Genomic DNA, 17,902 nt, shown 5'->3' with positions numbered 1-17,902 from the left:
CAAGGCGGAGGAGGGCGTCAACGCGATGGGGGTCCCTCCCGCGCGAGCGCAGCCGAGCGTGGGGGAGTTGACAACCGACGACAACGCGGCAGATGCGCGTGCCACGCCCCGCGACGCCGGCATGATCCAAACGACAGGCCCTAGATCTCGCCCCGCAGTTTGGCGAGCGCCTCGGCGAGGATCGCCTCGCCGTCCGCGTCGCTGCGCCGCTCCCGCACGTACGCCAGGTGCGTCTTGTAGGGCTCGGTGCGCGGCGGGGCCGGTGGGTTGTCGCGGTCCTGGCCTGCCGGGAAGCCGCAGCGGGGGCAGTCCCAGGTATCGGGCACCTGCGCGTCGCTGGCGAAGCTCGGCTGGGTTTCGTGTCCGTTGGAGCACCAGAAGGAGATGCGCAGCCGCGGCGCGGACTCGCCGCGCTCGGCCTCGCCCATCGGCCCCGCCCCGACCCGGCTTCCCCGGATCGCGTTGCCACTTGCCACGGTCGTAACTCCCTGCGTGATGGTGCCGCGAAGCGAGTCGGCGTTCCGCTTCGCTGCGAGCGCCTCAGTCTACGTAAGGCCCAACGCGCGTCCAGTGATTGGAGTTACAACCCTCACACCTAGACGCAAGCCCCATGATAGGCCGCGCTCAGCTGCGCGTACCGAACATGGGGCCTTACGTACGAGTTCCGTGCGGATCGCGGCTCGGTCAGTTGTTCACCTTCATGAGGATGCCGAGCACGACGATGCAGGCGAACCACAGCAGACCGACCACGACGGTGATCCGGTCGAGGTTGCGCTCGGCGACGGAGGAGCCGCCGACGGAGGACTGCATGCCGCCACCGAACATGTCGGAGAGGCCGCCGCCCTTCCCCTTGTGCATCAGCACCAGCAGCATCAGCAGCAGGCTGAAGACGATCAGGGCGATCGAGAACCCCAAAACCACGGCTGGACCAACTTCCTCGGATTCGGACGGACGACGCGGGGCCCAGCACAGTGCTGGACCCCGCAAGGGTACGACGGATCGCCGCTAAGACATACTCACTGGTCGCGGAAGCGCACGATCTTGACGAACTCGTCGGCGTCCAGCGAGGCACCGCCGACCAGGGCGCCGTCGATGTCGGCCTGGGCCATGATCTCGGCGACGTTGCCCGACTTGACCGAGCCGCCGTACTGGATGCGGACCTTGTCGGCCAGCTCCTGGGAGTACAGCTCGGCGAGCTTGCCGCGGATCGCCGCGCAGACCTCCTGGGCGTCCTCGGCGCCGCACACCTTGCCGGTGCCGATGGCCCAGACGGGCTCGTAGGCGATCACGACGGTCTCGGCGTGCTCGGCCGGGAGGTCCTTCAGACCGCCCTCGACCTGGGCGAGGGTGTGGGAGACGTGGTGGCCCGCCTCGCGGACCTCCAGCTCCTCGCCGACGCACAGGATCGGGGTCAGACCGTGCTTGTAGGCGGCCTTGACCTTGGCGTTCACCAGTTCGTCGGTCTCGGCGTGGTACTGGCGCCGCTCGCTGTGGCCGATGGCGACGTACGTGCACTTCAGCTTGGCCAGCATGGGGCCGGAGATCTCGCCGGTGAAGGCACCGCCGTCGTGCGCCGAGATGTCCTGGGCGCCGTACTTGATCTTGAGCTTGTCCCCGTCGACCAGGGTCTGCACGGAGCGCAGGTCGGTGAAGGGGGGCAGGACGGCGACCTCGACGGCCTCGTAGTCCTTGTCGGCCAGGGCGAAGGCGAGCTTCTGGACGTGCGCGATGGCCTCGAGGTGGTTGAGGTTCATCTTCCAGTTGCCCGCCATCAGCGGCGTGCGCGTGCTCATTGAGGTCAGTCCTCCAGTGCGGCGAGTCCGGGGAGCGTCTTGCCCTCGAGGTATTCGAGGGAGGCGCCGCCACCGGTCGAGATGTGGCCGAATGCGTTCTCGTCGAAGCCCAGGATGCGGACGGCCGCGGCGGAGTCGCCACCGCCGACCACCGTGAAGGCCTGGGAGTCGAGGAGAGCCTGGGCGACCGCCTTGGTGCCCTCGGCGAAATCGGGGTGCTCGAAGACGCCCATGGGGCCGTTCCAGAAGACGGTGGCGGCGTCGGCGATCTTCGATGCGTACAGCTTGCGGGACTCGGGGCCGATGTCCAGCCCCATCTGGTCACCCGGCATGGCGTCCGCGGCCACGGTGCCGGCCTGCGCCGGTGCCTTGGTCTTGAGGTCCGGGAACTGCGGGGCGACCACGACGTCCAGGGGCAGGACCAGCTCCACGCCGTTCTTCTCGGCGCGCTCGATGTACTCCCGGACGGCCGGGAGCTGGTCCTCCTGGACCAGGGACGTGCCGATCTCGTGGCCCTTGGCCTTGAGGAAGGTGAAGACCATGCCGCCGCCGATGAGCAGGCGGTCGGCCTTGCCGAGCAGCTGGTCGATGACGGCCAGTTTGTCGGACACCTTGGCGCCGCCCAGGACGACCGCGTAGGGCCGCTTGACGTCGTCGGTGAGCTTGCGCAGGACGCCGACCTCGGTGGCGATGAGGTGGCCGGCGTAGTGCGGCAGCCGGGCGGGCAGGTCGAAGACCGACGCGTGTTTGCGGTGCACCGCGCCGAAGCCGTCGCCGACGTAGACGTCCGCGAGGGCGGCGAGCTGGTCGGCGAAGGCGCCGCGTTCGGCGTCGTCCTTGCTGGTCTCGCCGGCGTTGAAGCGCAGGTTCTCCACCACGGCGACCCGGCCGTCGGCCAGACCGGCGACGACGTCCCGGGCGGACTCGCCGACCGTGTCGGTCGCGAAGGCCACGTCGGCGCCGAGGAGTTCACCGAGCCGCGCGGCGGCCGGGGCCAGGGAGAAGGCCGGGTCCGGGGCGCCCTTGGGACGGCCCAGGTGGGAGGCGACGACCACGCGGGCGCCCGCCTCGGCGAGGGCCTTGACCGTGGGCAGCACCGCGCGGATGCGGCCGTCGTCGGTGATGGTCGTGCCGTCCAGCGGCACGTTCAGGTCGGCGCGGACGAAGACCCGCTTGCCCGCCACTCCCTCGGAGAGGAGTTCGTCGATCGTCTTCATGAAGGGGACTCCTGAAAGAGCTCGTGATCGCTCGTAAGCGCTCTTGATCGAACAGCTCTGATCTGTACGTGAGTCAGGGCTCGGACAGCGCGACCGCGCGCTGCCCGAGCCCTGCTCTCACACCGTGGTGCCTGGTCTATTCGATCAGAGCTGGTTACCGACGAAGACCGTGAGGTCGACGAGACGGTTGGAGTAGCCCCACTCGTTGTCGTACCAGCCGATGACCTTCACGTTCTTGCCCTCCTGGACCATGGTCAGGGAGGAGTCGAAGGTGCAGGACGCCGGGGCGTTCACGATGTCGGAGGAGACGATCGGGTCCTCGGTGTACTCGAGGATGCCCTTGAGCTCGCCCTCCGCGGCCTTCTGGAAGGCGGCGTTGACCTCTTCCTTGGTGACCTCGCGGGACAGCTCGAGGACCAGGTCGGTGACCGAGCCGGTCGGGACCGGGACGCGCATGGCCATGCCGTCCAGCTTGCCCTTGAGCTGCGGCAGGACCAGCGCGGTGGCCTTGGCGGCACCGGTGGTGGTCGGAATGATGTTCTCGGCGGCGGCACGCGCCCGGCGCAGGTCCTTGTGCGGGAAGTCCAGGATGCGCTGGTCGTTGGTGTACGCGTGCACCGTCGTCATCAGGCCCTTGACGATGCCGAAGTTCTCGTCGAGGACCTTGGCCATCGGCGCCACACAGTTGGTGGTGCAGGAGGCGTTGGAGATGACGTGGTGGTTCGCCGGGTCGTACGTGTCCTGGTTGACGCCCATCACGATGGTGACGTCCTCGTCCTTGGCCGGAGCCGAGATGAGGACCTTCTTCGCGCCACCGGCGAGGTGCTTCTCGGCGTCGGCCTTCTTGGTGAAGATGCCGGTCGACTCGATGACGATGTCGACGCCCAGCTCGCCCCACGGGATGTCGGCGGGGTTGCGCTCGGCCAGGACCTTGATGGTCTTGCCGTCGACCGTGATCGTGTCGGCGGTGTGGGTGACCTCCTGCTTGAGGCGGCCCAGGATCGTGTCGTACTTCAGCAGGTGCGCCGTGGTCGCGGTGTCGCCCAGGTCGTTGACAGCCACGATCTCGATGTCTGCACCCTGCTCCAGCAGCGCGCGGAAGTAGTTACGACCGATGCGGCCGAAGCCGTTGATGCCTACGCGGATCGTCACGAACCGATCTCCTCGTTGGTACGCCGGCCATGAAGTGCCGGCGAGCTCTGTTTGGGATGTCCCCGACCGCCTACGACCCTACCTCCCTGAAGCCCTGGTAGTGACATCCAGATGCCTCATACACGGCAGGGCGGTCCGTACCCGCCAGTAGGGGTACGGACCGCCCACCGCCGAAAGCAGGATCACTCGTTCTCGCCATCGGTCGGGTTCCCCGTTGACCAGGGATGTCACCCGTCCAGGGAAGCGAGTGCCTTCCTCATCAGTGCCGCCCGGTCGGCGGCGGTGGTGACGTGTTCCAGGCCGAAGCCCAGCAGCACGGTGTCGTCCGTGGTGACCGCGCCGTACGTCTGGAACAGGGCGCCGGTACGGGCCCAGTCCTTGAGGACGGCCGGGCTGCCCGGGGGCGGTCCGGCCACCTTCCAGGCGCCGAGCGAGGTCTCGAAGCCCTCGGTCTCCCTGGCCGTGCCGCCGACGACGAGCGAGGCGTCGTCGGCGAGGACGCCGCGCCCGCCGCTGCCCGGGTCGGTGACGTAGCTGATCGAGAGCTCGATCGTCTTGCCGGCGTAGGCGCTCAGGTCGAAGTTCACCTGCCGCCAGCCGTTGGAGGCGCCGGTGAGGCTGTTCCACGTGCCGGAGGTGCCGGTCGCGGCGCAGCCGTCGGCCGCCACGGTCAGGTAGTGCTTCAGCCAGGGGTGCTCGTCGACGTAGAACCCGCCCTGGCACTCCGACGGCACGGTGTTCCTGGTGGCGCCGCCCGCCTCGGGGAGGGTCGTCCAGTCGTCGGCGCCGGTGGTGTGGGCCTCGACGAGGGCGTGGTCGTAACCGGACTCCGTGTCCCACAGCAGCCGGGTGCTCAGGGTGGGCCGGTCGGCGGCGGTGATGCCCGTGAGGTCCACGGTGCGGGTGAGGCGCTTGTAAGCGTCGTCGGTGTGGACGGCGGCGGCCATCGAGGAGCCCGCGAACGGACCGTACGGGTTGACCGTGCCGGCGAACTGCCCGGCGCCCTTGCTCGCGAACTGCGGGAACCGGTCGGCCGTCAGTTCGTCGGAGGTCACGCTGTAGGTGCCCGCCTTGTCCAGCTCGTTGCCCGGGGCCGCGCCCAGCGGGGCGGAGACGCCGCCCAGCTCGCCGGAGCCGGTGAAGCCGGTGGCGCCGGGGGTGGCGGTGCGGGTGTAGGCGCCCAGGTAGTACTGGCTGAAGTCGTTCGACAGCGCGCCGCCGAGGTCGACGTTGCCGCCGGCCTGCTCACCGGCCTCGATGAGCCGGCCGCCCTCGTTGAGGAAGGCCCGCAGCTGGAGCTGGGTGGCGACACCCGGGGCGCTCGCGCCGGTGTGGTGGACGACGGTGTCGAAGTGCTTCAGCACGCCGAGCGCGTCCGGCGCGCCCTGCTTGGCGACGTCCCAGACGATCGCCTTGCGGCCGCTCGCCTTGAGCGCGTCCACATACGTCTGCGCCTGCGTGGCGGCCGCGCCCTCCTCGGCGACGACGAGGGTGTTCGCCCGGGGCCGCTCGGCGACGGTGTAGGTGAAGCGCTCGCTGGAGAGCCTCTTGCCGTTCTTCGCCTCGCCGGTGAACCAGACCTCGACCTTGTCGCCCGGCTCGCCGTCCTTCACCTTGGCCCGGTACTCGTCGAAGTAGAGGTTGTCCTCGCCGCCGTAGGTCTCGCCGCCCTTCCAGGGCTTGAGCGCCATGTCCAGGGTGCGGCCGCCGTTGACGCGGTACTTGAGTTCCTTGTCGCGCACCGACTTGCGGACGACGACGGAGACCTCCTGGTCGGCGCCGCGGGAGTACGAGGTGGCGAACGCGGCCGGGGTGAAGTCGGCGGCGTTCAGGCCGACCGACGAGGACGGCCGGTCGGGGTGGGCGGCGGACTCGGCGACGGAGAGCGCGAACGGGACGTTCTTGGCGAACTCCTGCTGGATCAGCTTCTCGTCGTCCGGGAAGGTGAAGACCGACTGGCAGTCGGCCGCCTTCCACTCGTCGTTCGGGTCCAGATCCGAGGCGGTCTGGCAGGTCGACATCTCGGGGGTGAACATGGCCAGCCCGTTGACGTTCGCCGCGTGGCCGTCGGCCTCACCGTTGGTGGTGTACAGCTCGGAGGAGAGCTGCGGGTGGTAGCCGGGGATCGCGGAGTTGTCGGGCGTGCCGGCGAGCGCCTCGTACAGCACGTCGTCCGGGGTGTGCGTGGCGACCTGCCAGCCGACGCCGTAGAGGAGGAGTTCCGCGGCGGAGTGGTAGTTGATGCCGTACGTGAAGCCGACCCGCTTCTGGAAGGCGTCCAGCGCCTTGGTCTCCGGCTCGGAGTTCGGTCCGGCGCCCCGGTAGGTCTGGCTGGTGGGGTTCGGGGACGAGCCCTCGTCGTCGTAGCCCCACTTGTAGGCGAAGTTGCGGTTGAGGTCGACGCCGTCGCCGGTGGTGATGGCGCCGTCGCCGTTGACGTCGCGCAGGTTCTTGCGCCACTGGCGGTTCGCCGGGTCCGCGAAGGTGAAGTCGTATCCGTCGGGGTTGGCCGAGAGCAGGAACCACAGTTCGGTGGAGTCGACGATCTTCTTGATCCGCCGGTCCTTCTTGTACTGGTCCAGGTAGTGGTGCATCAGACGCCGGGTCATCTCCGGCGTGATCCACTCACGCGCGTGCTGGTTGGACATGTAGAGCACGGAGGGCTTGGAGCCGTCCTTGGTCCTCTTCGCGCCCTTGGTGAGCTTCAGCGCGAGGATGTCCTGGCCCTTGATCGTCTTGCCGATGGAGACGACCTTGGTGAGGTCCGGGTGCTCCTGGGCGGTGCGCAGGAGTTCCTCGCGCAGTCCGCCCTTGCCGCTGTACGGGCGGAACACGCCCTCCGCGGCGTCCTCGACGCGGGCCTCGGCCCGGGCGGAGACCTTGTGCTCGGTGAGGCCGACGCCCTGCTTCTCCAGCTTCTTCGCCTGCTGGTCCGTCAGGTAGACCTCGACGGTCGCGGTGCCCTTCTCGGGCACCCGCTCGCTCAGCTCGTGGCCGTCCTGGCCGGCCGCCAGCAGCAGGGGTACCTGCTTCCGGTTGACGTCGGCGCGGAAGACCTTGACCTCGTCCGGGTCGGACGGGGTGGAACTCCCGGGCTGCGCCTGGGCGATGGGCGCGAAGCTCGCTCCGCCGATCAGGAGCGCGCCGACAGCGAGGATCGATCTCGCTCTTCGTCTCATGAACCCCCCTAGCGTGGGTTCGCCACAGCAGCGAACAGATGCCAGGCTCATGACAGACCATGATCGAGTCAAGGGTGCCTCAGCGACACGCACACACCGGTGCCGACCACCCAAGTGGGCGTCGGCACCGGTGTTCTGACGATCTGTGGGATCAGCCCACGAGGTTGTCGGCCAGTTCCTCGCTGAGGTTGGCCTCCGTGCCCGGGATGCCGAGGTCGGAGGCGCGCTTGTCGGCCATGGCCAGCAGGCGCCGGATCCGGCCGGCGACGGCGTCCTTGGTCAGCGGCGGGTCGGCGAGCGCGCCCAGCTCCTCCAGGGAGGCCTGCTTGTGCTCCATGCGCAGCCGGCCGGCGGCGGCGAGGTGCTCGGGCACGTCGTCGGCGAGGATCTCCAGGGCGCGCTGCACCCGGGCTCCGGCGGCGACCGCCGCGCGGGCCGAGCGGCGCAGGTTGGCGTCGTCGAAGTTGGCGAGCCGGTTCGCCGTGGCACGCACCTCGCGGCGCATCCGGCGCTCCTCCCAGGCCAGCACCGACTCGTGGGCGCCGAGGCGGGTCAGCAGGGCGCCGATCGCGTCACCGTCCCGGACGACGACCCGGTCCACGCCGCGCACCTCACGGGCCTTCGCGGCGATCGACAGCCGACGGGCGGCGCCGACCAGGGCGAGCGCGGCCTCGGGTCCGGGGCAGGTGACCTCCAGGGAGGAGGAGCGGCCGGGCTCGGTGAGCGAGCCGTGCGCCAGGAAGGCGCCGCGCCAGGCGGCCTCGGCGTCGCAGGTGGCCCCCGAGACCACCTGCGGGGGCAGGCCGCGGATCGGGCGGCCCCGCCCGTCGACCAGGCCGGTCTGGCGAGCGAGCTGATCGCCGCCCGCCACCACCCGCACCACGTAGCGCGAGCCGCGGCGCAGGCCACCCGGGGCCATCACGATCAGCTCGGAGCTGTGCCCGAAGATCTCCAGGATGTCCCGTTTGAGCCGGCGGGCCGCCATCGCCGTGTCCAGCTCCGCCTCGATCACGATCCGACCGCTCACCAGGTGAAGGCCGCCGGCGAACCGCAGAATGGCGGAGACCTCCGCCTTTCTGCAGCAGGTACGGGTGACGGGGAGCCGGGAGATCTCGTCCTTCACCGCTGCCGTCATCGCCATGGGCCGATCCTTCCATGCATCCGAAAAATACGGTCGTACGCGGCGGCCAACAGCTCCGGGTCGTGCCTCGGGGTGCCGTCGGGCCGGGCCACCGGCGCCAGCTCGACCGCGGCGCCGAACCGCTTGGCGGCATCGGTCAGCAAGTCGCGGTCGGGCACGGCGGCCTCGTCGGCCAGCACCACGTCCAGGGCGAGTTTAGGGGCGTGTCGTCCCAAAACCTCCAAATGACGCTGCGGGGAGAAGCCCTCGGTTTCTCCGGGCTGCGGCGCGAGGTTCAGCGAGAGTACCCGGCGGGCCTTCGTCTGCGAGAGCGCGTCCAGCAGCTGGGGCACGAGCAGGTGCGGGATGACCGAGGAGAACCAGGAGCCGGGACCGAGCACCACCCAGTCCGCGTCCAGGACGGCCTCGACCGCCTCGGGGACGGCCGGCGGGTCGCACGGCACCAGGTGCACGGACTGCACCTCGCCCGGGGTGAGGGCGACCGTCGCCTGGCCGCGGACCGTGTCGACCTCCTCCGGGCGCTCCGGGTCATGGCCTTTGACCAGGGCCTGGAGCTCCAGCGGCACGGCCGACATCGGCAGCACGCGGCCCTGGGCGCCCAGCAGGCGTCCGACCAGGTCGAGGGCCTGGACGTGGTCGCCGAGCTGCTCCCACAGGGCGACGATCAGCAGGTTGCCGACCGCGTGTTCGTGCAGGTCGCCCTTGGACTGGAAGCGGTGCTGGATGACCCGCGCCCAGGTCTGGCCCCAGTCGTCGTCACCGCACAGCGCGGCCAGCGCCTTGCGCAGGTCGCCGGGCGGCAGCACGCCCAGCTCGTCGCGGAGCCGGCCGCTGGAGCCGCCGTCGTCGGCCACGGTGACGACGGCGGTGAGGTCGCCGGTGATCCGGCGCAGCGCGGCGAGCGAGGCGGACAGGCCCATGCCGCCGCCGAGGGCGACGACCTTGGGCTGGGTGCCGCGGCGGCGCGGTCTGCCGCCCCGGGCCTCGGCGGGCCGGCCGCCCTTGCCGCCCGTGTTGCCCTCGGGCACCACCCGGCGCAGCCGGCTCAGCCGCGGAGTACGTCGTGTCATTCGCGTCCCATGTCCCGGTGTACGACCACCGTCTCCACGCCCTCGGCGGCGAGCCGGGCGGCGAGCTTCTCCGACATGGCGACCGAGCGGTGCTTTCCGCCCGTGCAGCCCACGGCGATGGTCACATAGCGCTTGCCCTCCCGGCGGTAGCCGGTGGCGATGAGCTGGAGGAGCTCCGTGTAGCGGTCGAGGAACTCCTTGGCGCCGGGCTGGTTGAAGACGTAGCCCGACACCTCCTCGTTCAGGCCGGTGTAGGGGCGCAGCTCCGGGACCCAGTGCGGGTTCGGCAGGAAGCGGCAGTCGACGACGAGGTCGGCGTCGACGGGCAGGCCGTACTTGTAGCCGAACGACATCACCGTGGCCCGCAGCTCCGGCTCCTCCTCGCCGGCGAACTGGGCGTCCATCTTGGCGCGCAGCTCGTGCACGTTCAGGCTGGAGGTGTCGATCACCAGGTCGGCGTCGCCGCGCAGCTCGCGCAGCAGCTCACGCTCGGCGGCGATGCCGTCGACGATGCGGCCGTCGCCCTGGAGGGGGTGCGGGCGGCGCACCGACTCGAAGCGGCGGACCAGGGCCTCGTCGGAGGACTCCAGGAAGACGATCCTGCGGGTGACGTTCTTCGCCTCCAGGTCGGCGAGGGACTCGCGGAGGTTGTCGAAGAAGCGGCGGCCGCGCACGTCGACGACGACGGCGATCCGCGCCACGTTGCCCTGCGAGCGGGCGCCGAGCTCCACCATGGTGGGGATCAGCGCGGGCGGCAGGTTGTCGACGACGAACCAGCCGAGGTCCTCCAGGCACTTCGCCGCCGTGGAGCGCCCGGCTCCGGACATACCGGAGATGATCACCAACTCGGGGATGGCCGCGTCCGGGACCTGGGCCTTGTCGTTGGGCGTGCCCGTACTCACCTGTGCTCCGTCTCCGGCTTGCTCGTGTTGCGCGTGGTGCTCGTTCACATTCATGTCTCCTGCCCCCGTCGTTCGTCCGGGGCGCCCGTCGTCACGGGTTCCCCACTGGAACCCATGGTGCCGGGTTCCTCCTCCATGATCTCTCCCGTCGCCGTGTTGACGGCGGGTGCGGCCGGGGCGGACCGGGCAAGAGCCACGGCGATCGTCTCGGCCGTCTTGCGGCCTATGCCGGGGACCTCGCAGATCTGGTCGATGGTGGCGGATCGCAGTTTCTTCAACGAACCGAAGTGCCTCAGAAGTGCCTGCCTGCGCGTGTCTCCGAGCCCGGGGACGTCGTCCAGGGGGCTGGAGCGGAAGCGCTTGGACCTCTTCACGCGCTGGTAGCTGATGGCGAACCTGTGGGCCTCGTCACGCACGCGCTGGAGCAGGTACAGGCCCTCGCTGGTGCGGGGCAGGACCACCGGGTCGTCGTCACCGGGCAGCCAGACCTCTTCCAGGCGCTTGGCGAGGCCGCACACGGCGATGTCGTCGATGCCGAGCTCGTCCAGGGCGCGCCGGGCGGCGGCGACCTGGGGGGCGCCGCCGTCCACGACCACGAGCTGGGGCGGGTAGGCGAACTTCTTCGGGCGGCCGTCGTCCTCGGTGAGGGTGTTCGTGGCGGCCGGGACGCCGGTGCCGGTGAGGGGCGCCTCGGCACCGTCCGGGTCCTGGCCTCCCCGGTCGTCCTGGCCTACTCGGCCGCCGTCGGTGTCCGTCCACTCCCCCGTCTTCTCCTTCTCGGCGAGATAGCGCCGGAAGCGGCGGGTGATCACCTCGTGCATCGAGCGGACGTCGTCCTGCCCGGCGAAGCCCTTGATCTGGAAGCGGCGGTACTCGCTCTTGCGGGCGAGCCCGTCCTCGAAGACGACCATGGACGCCACGACGTCGTCACCCTGGAGGTGGGAGATGTCGTAGCACTCGATCCTGAGCGGGGCGCTGTCCAGGTCGAGGGCGTCGGCGATCTCCTCCAGGGCGCGCGAGCGCGTGGTCAGGTCCGAGGCGCGCTTGGTCTTGTGCAGCACGAGCGCCTGCTGGGCGTTGCGCTGCACGGTCTCCATGAGGGCCTTCTTGTCGCCGCGCTGCGGGATGCGCAGGGAGACGCCCGAGCCGCGCCGCGTGGTGAGCCACTCCTGGACCGGCTCGACGGGGTCGGGCAGGGCGGGGACCAGGACCTCCTTGGGGACGGCGTCGCCGGTCTCCTCGCCGTACAGCTGCTGCAGGGCGTGCTCGACGAGGGCGCCGGTGGTGATCTCCTCCACCTTGTCGGTGACCCAGCCGCGCTGGCCGCGCACCCGCCCGCCGCGCACGTGGAAGATCTGGACGGCCGCCTCCAGCTCGTCCTCGGCGACCGCGATCAGGTCGGCGTCGGTCGCGTCGGCGAGCACGACCGCGTTCTTCTCCATGGCCTTCCTCAAGGCCTCGATGTCGTCGCGCAGCCGGGCCGCCCGCTCGTACTCCATGTCCTCGGCCGCCTCGCCCATCTGCTTCTCCAGGCGGCGGATGTAGGTGTTCGTGCGGCCGGTCATGAAGTCGCAGAACTCGTCGGCCAGTTCGCGGTGTTCCTCGGCGGAGACGCGCTCCACGCAGGGGGCCGAGCACTTGCCGATGTAGCCGAGGAGGCAGGGGCGGCCGGTGCGGGCGGCGTTCTTGAACACGCCCGCCGAGCACGTGCGCACGGGGAAGACGCGCAGCAGCAGGTCGACCGTGTCACGGATCGCCCACGCGTGCGCGTACGGCCCGAAGTAGCGCACGCCCTTCTTCTTGTGACCGCGCATCACCTGCACGCGCGGGTACTCCTCGTTCATCGTCACCGCGAGGTAGGGGTAGCTCTTGTCGTCGCGGTACTTGACGTTGAACCGGGGGTCGTACTCCTTGATCCACGAGTACTCCAGCTGGAGCGCCTCGACCTCCGTGGACACCACCGTCCACTCCACGGACGCGGCCGTGGTGACCATGGAGCGCGTGCGCGGGTGCAGGCCCGCCAGGTCCTGGAAGTAGTTCGCCAGGCGCTGGCGCAGGCTTTTCGCCTTTCCGACGTAGATCACCCGGCGGTGCTCGTCACGGAACCTGTAGACCCCCGGCGTGTCGGGGATCTCACCCGGTTTGGGGCGGTAGCTGGAGGGGTCGGCCATGTCTCACACCCTACTGGCGAGCACCGACAGTCCGGCGCGGCCACGGGCACGATCACGGTCCCGGCGGCAGGGCGGTTTTCAACGGCATGTCCCGCTCAGGGGTTACGGCCCCCCGGGAGCGGGAATGGGGCTCACCCACGGGACACGGCGACGTCCGGCGGACGGAGTCCGTCCCGGTACAGGCACAGGTTGTCGGTGCGGACCGTCGTTCCCGGTGCGGGACGGACGGGCCACGGGTCGGAGGGCTGCGCACATGAAGCGGATGCGGATCGAGAAGACCCGGCGGGCGGTCCGTGCCCGCACGTACACGGACGAACCGTTGGCACTGCGCGACGCCCTGGACCCACGCGATCCCGACATCGCGCGGGCCAAGCGCCTGGCCCTGCGGGAACAGGGCGGGAACGACCGCTCCTAGAAGCGCACGTCCACCGCGAACGCCCGGGGCGCACGCCCCGGGCGTTCGCGTGTGCGGAGGGAGCCGGCCGGAGCGGGCACGTCACTGTCCGGCATCAGGTGTTGTCGGGACCAGGTCAACACGCTTCAATGCGGGGGAACTCGGGACCTGAACGACGGCGTACGGATGTGAAGACCTCCTCCGCGCCGGCGGGCGGCCCGGGCGGCCAGCGCCGATGGTCTGACCAGCCGTCGCCGACTCACAGAGAGGCCCCTGCATGCCGCACGCCACACAGCACGCGGACGTCGCCACCGTGGAACTGGACTCGGCCCTGCGAGGCGGCCCCTTCCACGTCGCCCTGCGGGCCGCGATCGCCGCCCGCGGGCTGCCGCTGCAACGCGTGCAGCACCACCTGTCCCGCCACGGTGTGAAAGTCGGCGTCACGAGCCTGAGTTACTGGCAGCAGGGGGCCCGGCGCCCGCAGCGCCCGGAGTCGCTGCGGGCCGTGCGCGCGCTGGAGGAGATCCTTGGGCTTCCCGAGGAGTCCTTGATCCGGCTGCTCGCCGAGTCCGGGCAGGGTCCGTCCCGGCTGCGGCCGGCCGCCCACTCCTACCGCTCCCTCGTCGAGGCCTCCGGTGTCCTAGACCGGTTGCTGGCCGAGCTGGGCTGCCCGCCGGACGGGGGCCTGCACACCCTCGGCCACCACGAACGGCTCCGGATCGGGGCGCGGCGCGAACTGGCCGAGCGCGAGTCGCACCACATCGTGCGCGCCCACCGGGACGGCGTCGACCGCTTCGTGGCCGTCCACCACGGCGACCGGGGCGCCGCACCGGAGCACATGAGGGTGCACGCCCTGGAGAACTGCCGCACCGGGCGCGTCCGCCGGCACCGCGACACCGGAGTGCTCGCCGCCGAGCTGCTCTTCGACACCCGGCTGCGCGCCGGGGACACCTTCCTGTTCCGCTACGGCGTCGAGGACGGCACGGCGGAGGTGTCCCGCGAGTACGTCCGCGGCTTCGACTCCCCCGGCGGCCAGTACGCCCTCCAGGTGTCCTTCGACGCGGCGGCCCTTCCGGTGCGCTGCCACCGCTTCACCCAGCACTCGGCGGCGGCGCCGCGCAGCGGGTTCCAGGAGCTGGCGCTGAGCGGCCGGCACCGGTCGGTGCACGTGGTCGAGCCGCGGGTGCGGGCGGGATTCCTGGGGATCGGCTGGGACTGGGAGTAGGGGCGGACGGGACGGCTCGTCGTGGCCGGGGCTACTCCTGCGGCGGGACGTAAACGCTTGCGCAAGCGTTTACGTCCGCCTCAGGATGCGATACGTTCCCCGTCTGACCTGACAAAGGAGGCGGGAGCGGCATGGCGACCATGGCCGATGTGGCGCGGAGTGCCGGCGTCTCCGTGGCGACCGTCTCGCACGTGCTGAACGGCACCCGGCCGGTGCTGCCGCACACCCGGCAGGCCGTCCTGGACGCCGTGGAGGAGCTCGGCTACACGACCAACACACTCGCCCGCTCCCTGGTGACGTCCCGCACCCGGTCCATCGGGCTGGCGGTGTCGGCGATCAGCAACCCGTACTTCACGGAGATCCTCCAAGGGGTGGAGGCCGCCGCGCTGGAGGCCGGCTACAGCCTGCTGATCGCCGATCCGCACGACGACCCGGAGCATGAGCGCAAGGTCGTCCGGCTGCTGCACGAGCGCCGCGTGGACGGCATGATCGTCGCGCCCTCCGCGGATCCGCGCGGGCTGCTCGCCTACCTGGCGCGGCATGCGGTGCCGGCGGTGTTCCTGGACCGGCTGGTGGACGCGCCGGGGGCCTATGGCGTCCCGCGGTTCGACCAGGTGTGCGCCGACAACGCCGAACCGATGTCCCGGCTGGTCACGCATCTCGCCGGGCTGGGGCACCGGCGGATCGGGCTGGTGGCGGGGCGGCCGGGGCTCAGCACCACGAGCGAGCGCATCACCGGCTACCGCAGCGGGCTCGCCTTCGCGGGACTGGCGTACGACGAGCGGCTGCTGGTGCACGGAGACTCCGAGTCGGCCGGTGCCGAGCAGGCCACCGAGGCCCTGCTGTCCCTGGGGGTGCCGCCCACGGCCCTGGTCACCGGCAACAACGCCATGACCATCGGGGCGCTGCGCGCCCTGAGCGCACACGGCCTGTCCGTGCCGGACGACATCGCGCTGTGCTGCTTCGACGACTTCGCCTGGGCGGACCTGTTCTCGCCCCGCCTCACCGCGATCGCCCAGCCCGCCAAGGACATCGGCGCCCGGGCCGTGCGCGTGCTCCTGGAGCGGCTCGCCGAGCCGGAGCGTCCCGCGCGGGCCCTGCGCCTGCCCTGCACCTTCGTCCACCGCACGTCGTGCGGCTGTCCCAGCTCGTCCGAGGAAGGAACCCCGTCGTGATCGTCGTCGCCGGTGAGGCACTGATCGACCTGGTACCGCAGGGCACGGGTGCCCTGGCTCCGCTGCGGCCGGCGCTCGGCGGCGGCCCGTTCAACACGGCCGTGGCGCTGGGCCGTCTCGGCTCCCCCGTCGCCTTCTGTTCCCGGGTGTCGTCCGACGTCTTCGGGGAGGCCCTGGTGGACCGGCTGCGCGAGACCGGGGTCGAGGTGTCCGCGGTGCAGCGGGGTGCCGAACCGACGACGCTGGCCGTCGCCACGGTCGGCGCGGACGGCTCGGCGGCGTACTCCTTCTACGTCGACGGGACGGCGGACCGGCTGTTCGCGGCGCCCTCCGCCCTGCCGTCCGGCACCCGGGCGGTCTCCTTCGGCACCTGCTCGCTGGTGCTGGAGCCGGGGGCGAGCGCCTACGAGGAGCTGATGTGCCGGGCGGCCGAACAGGGGGTGTTCACCGCGCTGGACCCGAACATCCGGCCCGGTCTCATCCCCGACCCGGACGCCTACCGGGCGCGGTTCAAGAGCTGGCTGCCGTCGGTGTCCTTGCTGAAGCTGTCCGAGGAGGACGCCGAGTGGCTGGGCGGAACTCCCCGGGAGTGGCTGGCCGCCGGCCCGGCGGCGGTCGTGATCACCCGGGGCGGTGACGGACTGACCGCTTACACCGCCGACGGCGGCGAGTACACCGTGCCGGGCGAACGCGTGGAGGTCGTGGACACGATCGGGGCCGGCGACACGGTCAACGCGGCCCTGCTGCACGGGCTCGCCGAACGCGACGCCCTCGGCACCCGCGCGCCGGCCGCCCTGGGCCCCGGCGGCTGGACGGAACTGCTGCGCTTCGCGGCCCGCGCGGCGGCCATCACCTGCTCACGGGCCGGGGCGGAACCGCCGTACGCGCACGAGCTGAAGGGCTGAGCCGGGCCGGAGGCCCTCGCGAGACGAAGGGCCTCAGCCGGTCTCCCCCATCGCCACGGCCCGCAGCGCGCCGGGGCGGCGGCCGTTGAGGCGGTCAAGGGCGGCGGCCGTGGCCTCGTCCGCGGGCAGGTGGACGATGACCTGCTGGCCCTCGTCGGGCAGCGCGAGCGTCTCCTGGAGCAACCGCAGGGGACCGGCCTCGGGGTGCTCGATGTCGTGGGAGCCGGTCCGCCGCGGTGTCATGGCCAGGTCGGCGAACCGGTCGGCGAATTCCGCGCCCGCGGTCACCGTCAGCTCGTCGGCCAGCTCGGCGAGGTACGGGTCCCGCAGGGGGACACCGTGCCGGAGCCGGGCCACGAGGTCGTCGGCCACCCGGTCCCAGTCGCGGTAGGCGCTGCGGGCCCGCTCGTCGGTGAACAGGTACCGGAGCAGGTTGGGCCGCTCGTCGTCGAGCAGGCCGAGGGGACCGACCAGCCGCCGGTAGCCGGCGGTGTGCGCGAGGACGTCGCCGATCCAGTTGACGACCAGCGCGGGAGCCGGCTCCAGGCGGTCCAGTACGGCTCGTACGGTGGGGCGCGCCGTGCGGCTGAGTGACGGGGCCGCGGCGCACACCAGCGGATCGCCGCCGTCCGCCTCCTTGGTCAGGCGGCGCAGCAGCATCCGGTCGCGCAGGGAGAGGTTCAGGGCGTCGGCCAGGGCGCCGAGCACCTGGGCGGACGGGTTGCGGTCGCGGCCCTGTTCCAGCCGGGTGAGGTACTCGACGCTGACGCCGGCCAGGGTGGCCAGCTCGGCGCGCCGCAGGCCCGGGGTGCGGCGCCGGGGGCCCGCGGGCAGACCGGCCTCGGCCGGGGTGACGGCTTCACGCCAGGTGCGCAGGAACGTGCCCAACTCGTTGTCGCTCACCCGGCGAACGTACAGGGCGTGCGGGCGCGGAGGGTGGCCCCGTCACTACCAGGCTCCGGCCGGTCTCCCTTCCGGGCCGCGCCGCCGCCAGGGTGGAGGGCATGACGAATGACACCGCCACCACCGCCCTGCCGCTGGCTCCCGGACAGTGGGCCCTCGATCCGTTCCACTCCTCCGTGAACTTCACCGTCCGGCACCTGGGCATCGCCAAGGTGCGGGGGCGTTTCGAGCGGTTGGAGGCCGACCTGGTCGTCGGGGAGCGGGTGGAGGACGTACGTGTCTCCGCGACGGTCGACCTGGCCTCGATCAACACCGGCAACGCCGACCGGGACGCGCACGTGCGCGCCTCCGACCTGCTCGACGTGGAGAAGCGGCCGACGATGACGTACCGCTCGACGCGGGTGTCGGGCGCGGGTGAGGACTGGAGCATGGAGGGCGAGCTGACGATCGGTGGGGTGACCCGCCCGCTCACGCTGGCCGTGGAGTTCGGCGGGCTGGTCGACGTGCCGATGGACGGCAGCCGGCACGCCGGGTTCGAGGCGACGGGCGAGATCCGCCGCAGCGAGTTCGGGCTGGACTTCGCTCCTGGTCTGCTCGGCGAGGTGGTCAAGATCCAGCTCGACATGCAGTTCGTGGAGCCGAAGAGCTCCTGACCGCACACGGAAAACGCGCCGT

Annotated in this window: 16 protein-coding genes; 5 read left to right on the top strand and 11 right to left on the bottom strand. The window is 71.2% G+C overall.

Translation table 11 applies throughout. The features are described from left to right. Positions 1-140: 140 nt before the first annotated feature. The 10 genes from AB0I06_RS20435 to uvrC all read right to left on the bottom strand — a co-directional run bounded on the left by AB0I06_RS20435 (position 141) and on the right by uvrC (position 12,625). Positions 141-476, bottom strand: a complete 336-nt coding sequence (locus AB0I06_RS20435) for an RNA polymerase-binding protein RbpA (protein WP_010352468.1) — start codon at positions 474-476, stop codon at positions 141-143. A gap of 208 nt (positions 477-684) precedes the next feature. Continuing rightward, on the bottom strand, positions 685-915 hold the full coding sequence (gene secG, locus AB0I06_RS20430; protein WP_009300451.1) for a preprotein translocase subunit SecG: 231 nt from the start codon (positions 913-915) through the stop codon (positions 685-687). A 101-nt stretch (positions 916-1,016) separates the two neighbouring features. Further along, a complete protein-coding gene (tpiA, locus tag AB0I06_RS20425) occupies positions 1,017-1,793 on the bottom strand; it encodes a triose-phosphate isomerase (RefSeq protein ID WP_363120227.1) in 777 nt (258 codons plus the stop codon). A gap of 5 nt (positions 1,794-1,798) precedes the next feature. After that, positions 1,799-3,010 carry a phosphoglycerate kinase gene (locus AB0I06_RS20420; RefSeq protein ID WP_363120226.1) on the bottom strand — a complete coding sequence of 404 codons (1,212 nt, stop codon included), beginning with the start codon at positions 3,008-3,010 and terminating at the stop codon, positions 1,799-1,801. A 144-nt stretch (positions 3,011-3,154) separates the two neighbouring features. After that, positions 3,155-4,162: a type I glyceraldehyde-3-phosphate dehydrogenase gene (gene gap / locus AB0I06_RS20415; RefSeq protein WP_359635706.1), complete on the bottom strand. Its 1,008-nt coding sequence runs from the start codon at positions 4,160-4,162 to the stop codon at positions 3,155-3,157. 227 nt (positions 4,163-4,389) lie between these two features. Then, complete coding sequence (locus AB0I06_RS20410) at positions 4,390-7,341, bottom strand: M14 family zinc carboxypeptidase (protein ID WP_363120225.1); 2,952 nt, start codon at positions 7,339-7,341, stop codon at positions 4,390-4,392. 151 nt (positions 7,342-7,492) lie between these two features. Then, positions 7,493-8,482 (bottom strand): DNA-binding protein WhiA, encoded by a 990-nt coding sequence (whiA, locus tag AB0I06_RS20405; RefSeq protein ID WP_062926196.1) that lies wholly within the window; start codon positions 8,480-8,482, stop codon positions 7,493-7,495. Further along, complete coding sequence (gene yvcK / locus AB0I06_RS20400; protein WP_363120224.1) at positions 8,473-9,552, bottom strand: uridine diphosphate-N-acetylglucosamine-binding protein YvcK; 1,080 nt, start codon at positions 9,550-9,552, stop codon at positions 8,473-8,475. Before yvcK ends, whiA begins: the two co-directional genes overlap by 10 nt. After that, a complete protein-coding gene (gene rapZ / locus AB0I06_RS20395) occupies positions 9,549-10,508 on the bottom strand; it encodes an RNase adapter RapZ (protein WP_363120223.1) in 960 nt (319 codons plus the stop codon). Before rapZ ends, yvcK begins: the two co-directional genes overlap by 4 nt. Then, on the bottom strand, positions 10,505-12,625 hold the full coding sequence (uvrC, locus tag AB0I06_RS20390; RefSeq protein WP_363120222.1) for an excinuclease ABC subunit UvrC: 2,121 nt from the start codon (positions 12,623-12,625) through the stop codon (positions 10,505-10,507). Before uvrC ends, rapZ begins: the two co-directional genes overlap by 4 nt. Positions 12,626-12,878: 253 nt before the next feature. Here uvrC and AB0I06_RS20385 point away from each other — a divergent pair, with 253 nt between their 5' ends. From AB0I06_RS20385 to AB0I06_RS20370, 4 genes are all read left to right on the top strand, one after another. After that, complete coding sequence (locus AB0I06_RS20385) at positions 12,879-13,040, top strand: hypothetical protein (RefSeq protein WP_363120221.1); 162 nt, start codon at positions 12,879-12,881, stop codon at positions 13,038-13,040. A gap of 256 nt (positions 13,041-13,296) precedes the next feature. Continuing rightward, a complete protein-coding gene (locus AB0I06_RS20380) occupies positions 13,297-14,244 on the top strand; it encodes a hypothetical protein (protein WP_363120220.1) in 948 nt (315 codons plus the stop codon). A 131-nt stretch (positions 14,245-14,375) separates the two neighbouring features. Next, the gene (locus tag AB0I06_RS20375) at positions 14,376-15,419 is read left to right on the top strand and encodes a LacI family DNA-binding transcriptional regulator (RefSeq protein WP_363120219.1); all 1,044 of its coding nucleotides are present in this window, start codon (positions 14,376-14,378) and stop codon (positions 15,417-15,419) included. Then, a complete protein-coding gene (locus AB0I06_RS20370) occupies positions 15,416-16,324 on the top strand; it encodes a carbohydrate kinase (protein WP_363120218.1) in 909 nt (302 codons plus the stop codon). Before AB0I06_RS20375 ends, AB0I06_RS20370 begins: the two co-directional genes overlap by 4 nt. A gap of 33 nt (positions 16,325-16,357) precedes the next feature. On the opposite strand, the gene AB0I06_RS20365 is transcribed toward AB0I06_RS20370, so the two are convergent. Beyond that, complete coding sequence (locus AB0I06_RS20365) at positions 16,358-17,227, bottom strand: helix-turn-helix domain-containing protein (RefSeq protein WP_363120217.1); 870 nt, start codon at positions 17,225-17,227, stop codon at positions 16,358-16,360. Between the two features lie 101 nt (positions 17,228-17,328). Between AB0I06_RS20365 and AB0I06_RS20360 the strand changes: the two genes are divergently transcribed. After that, on the top strand, positions 17,329-17,880 hold the full coding sequence (locus tag AB0I06_RS20360) for a YceI family protein (RefSeq protein ID WP_363120216.1): 552 nt from the start codon (positions 17,329-17,331) through the stop codon (positions 17,878-17,880). The last annotated feature ends 22 nt before the right edge of the window (positions 17,881-17,902 follow it).

Source organism: Streptomyces sp. NPDC050674 (genome assembly GCF_040654575.1).
Taxonomy (GTDB): Bacteria; Actinomycetota; Actinomycetes; order Streptomycetales; family Streptomycetaceae; genus Streptomyces.
Note: the sequence above shows the minus strand (reverse complement) of the source record. Positions and strands in the feature narration are given on the sequence as shown.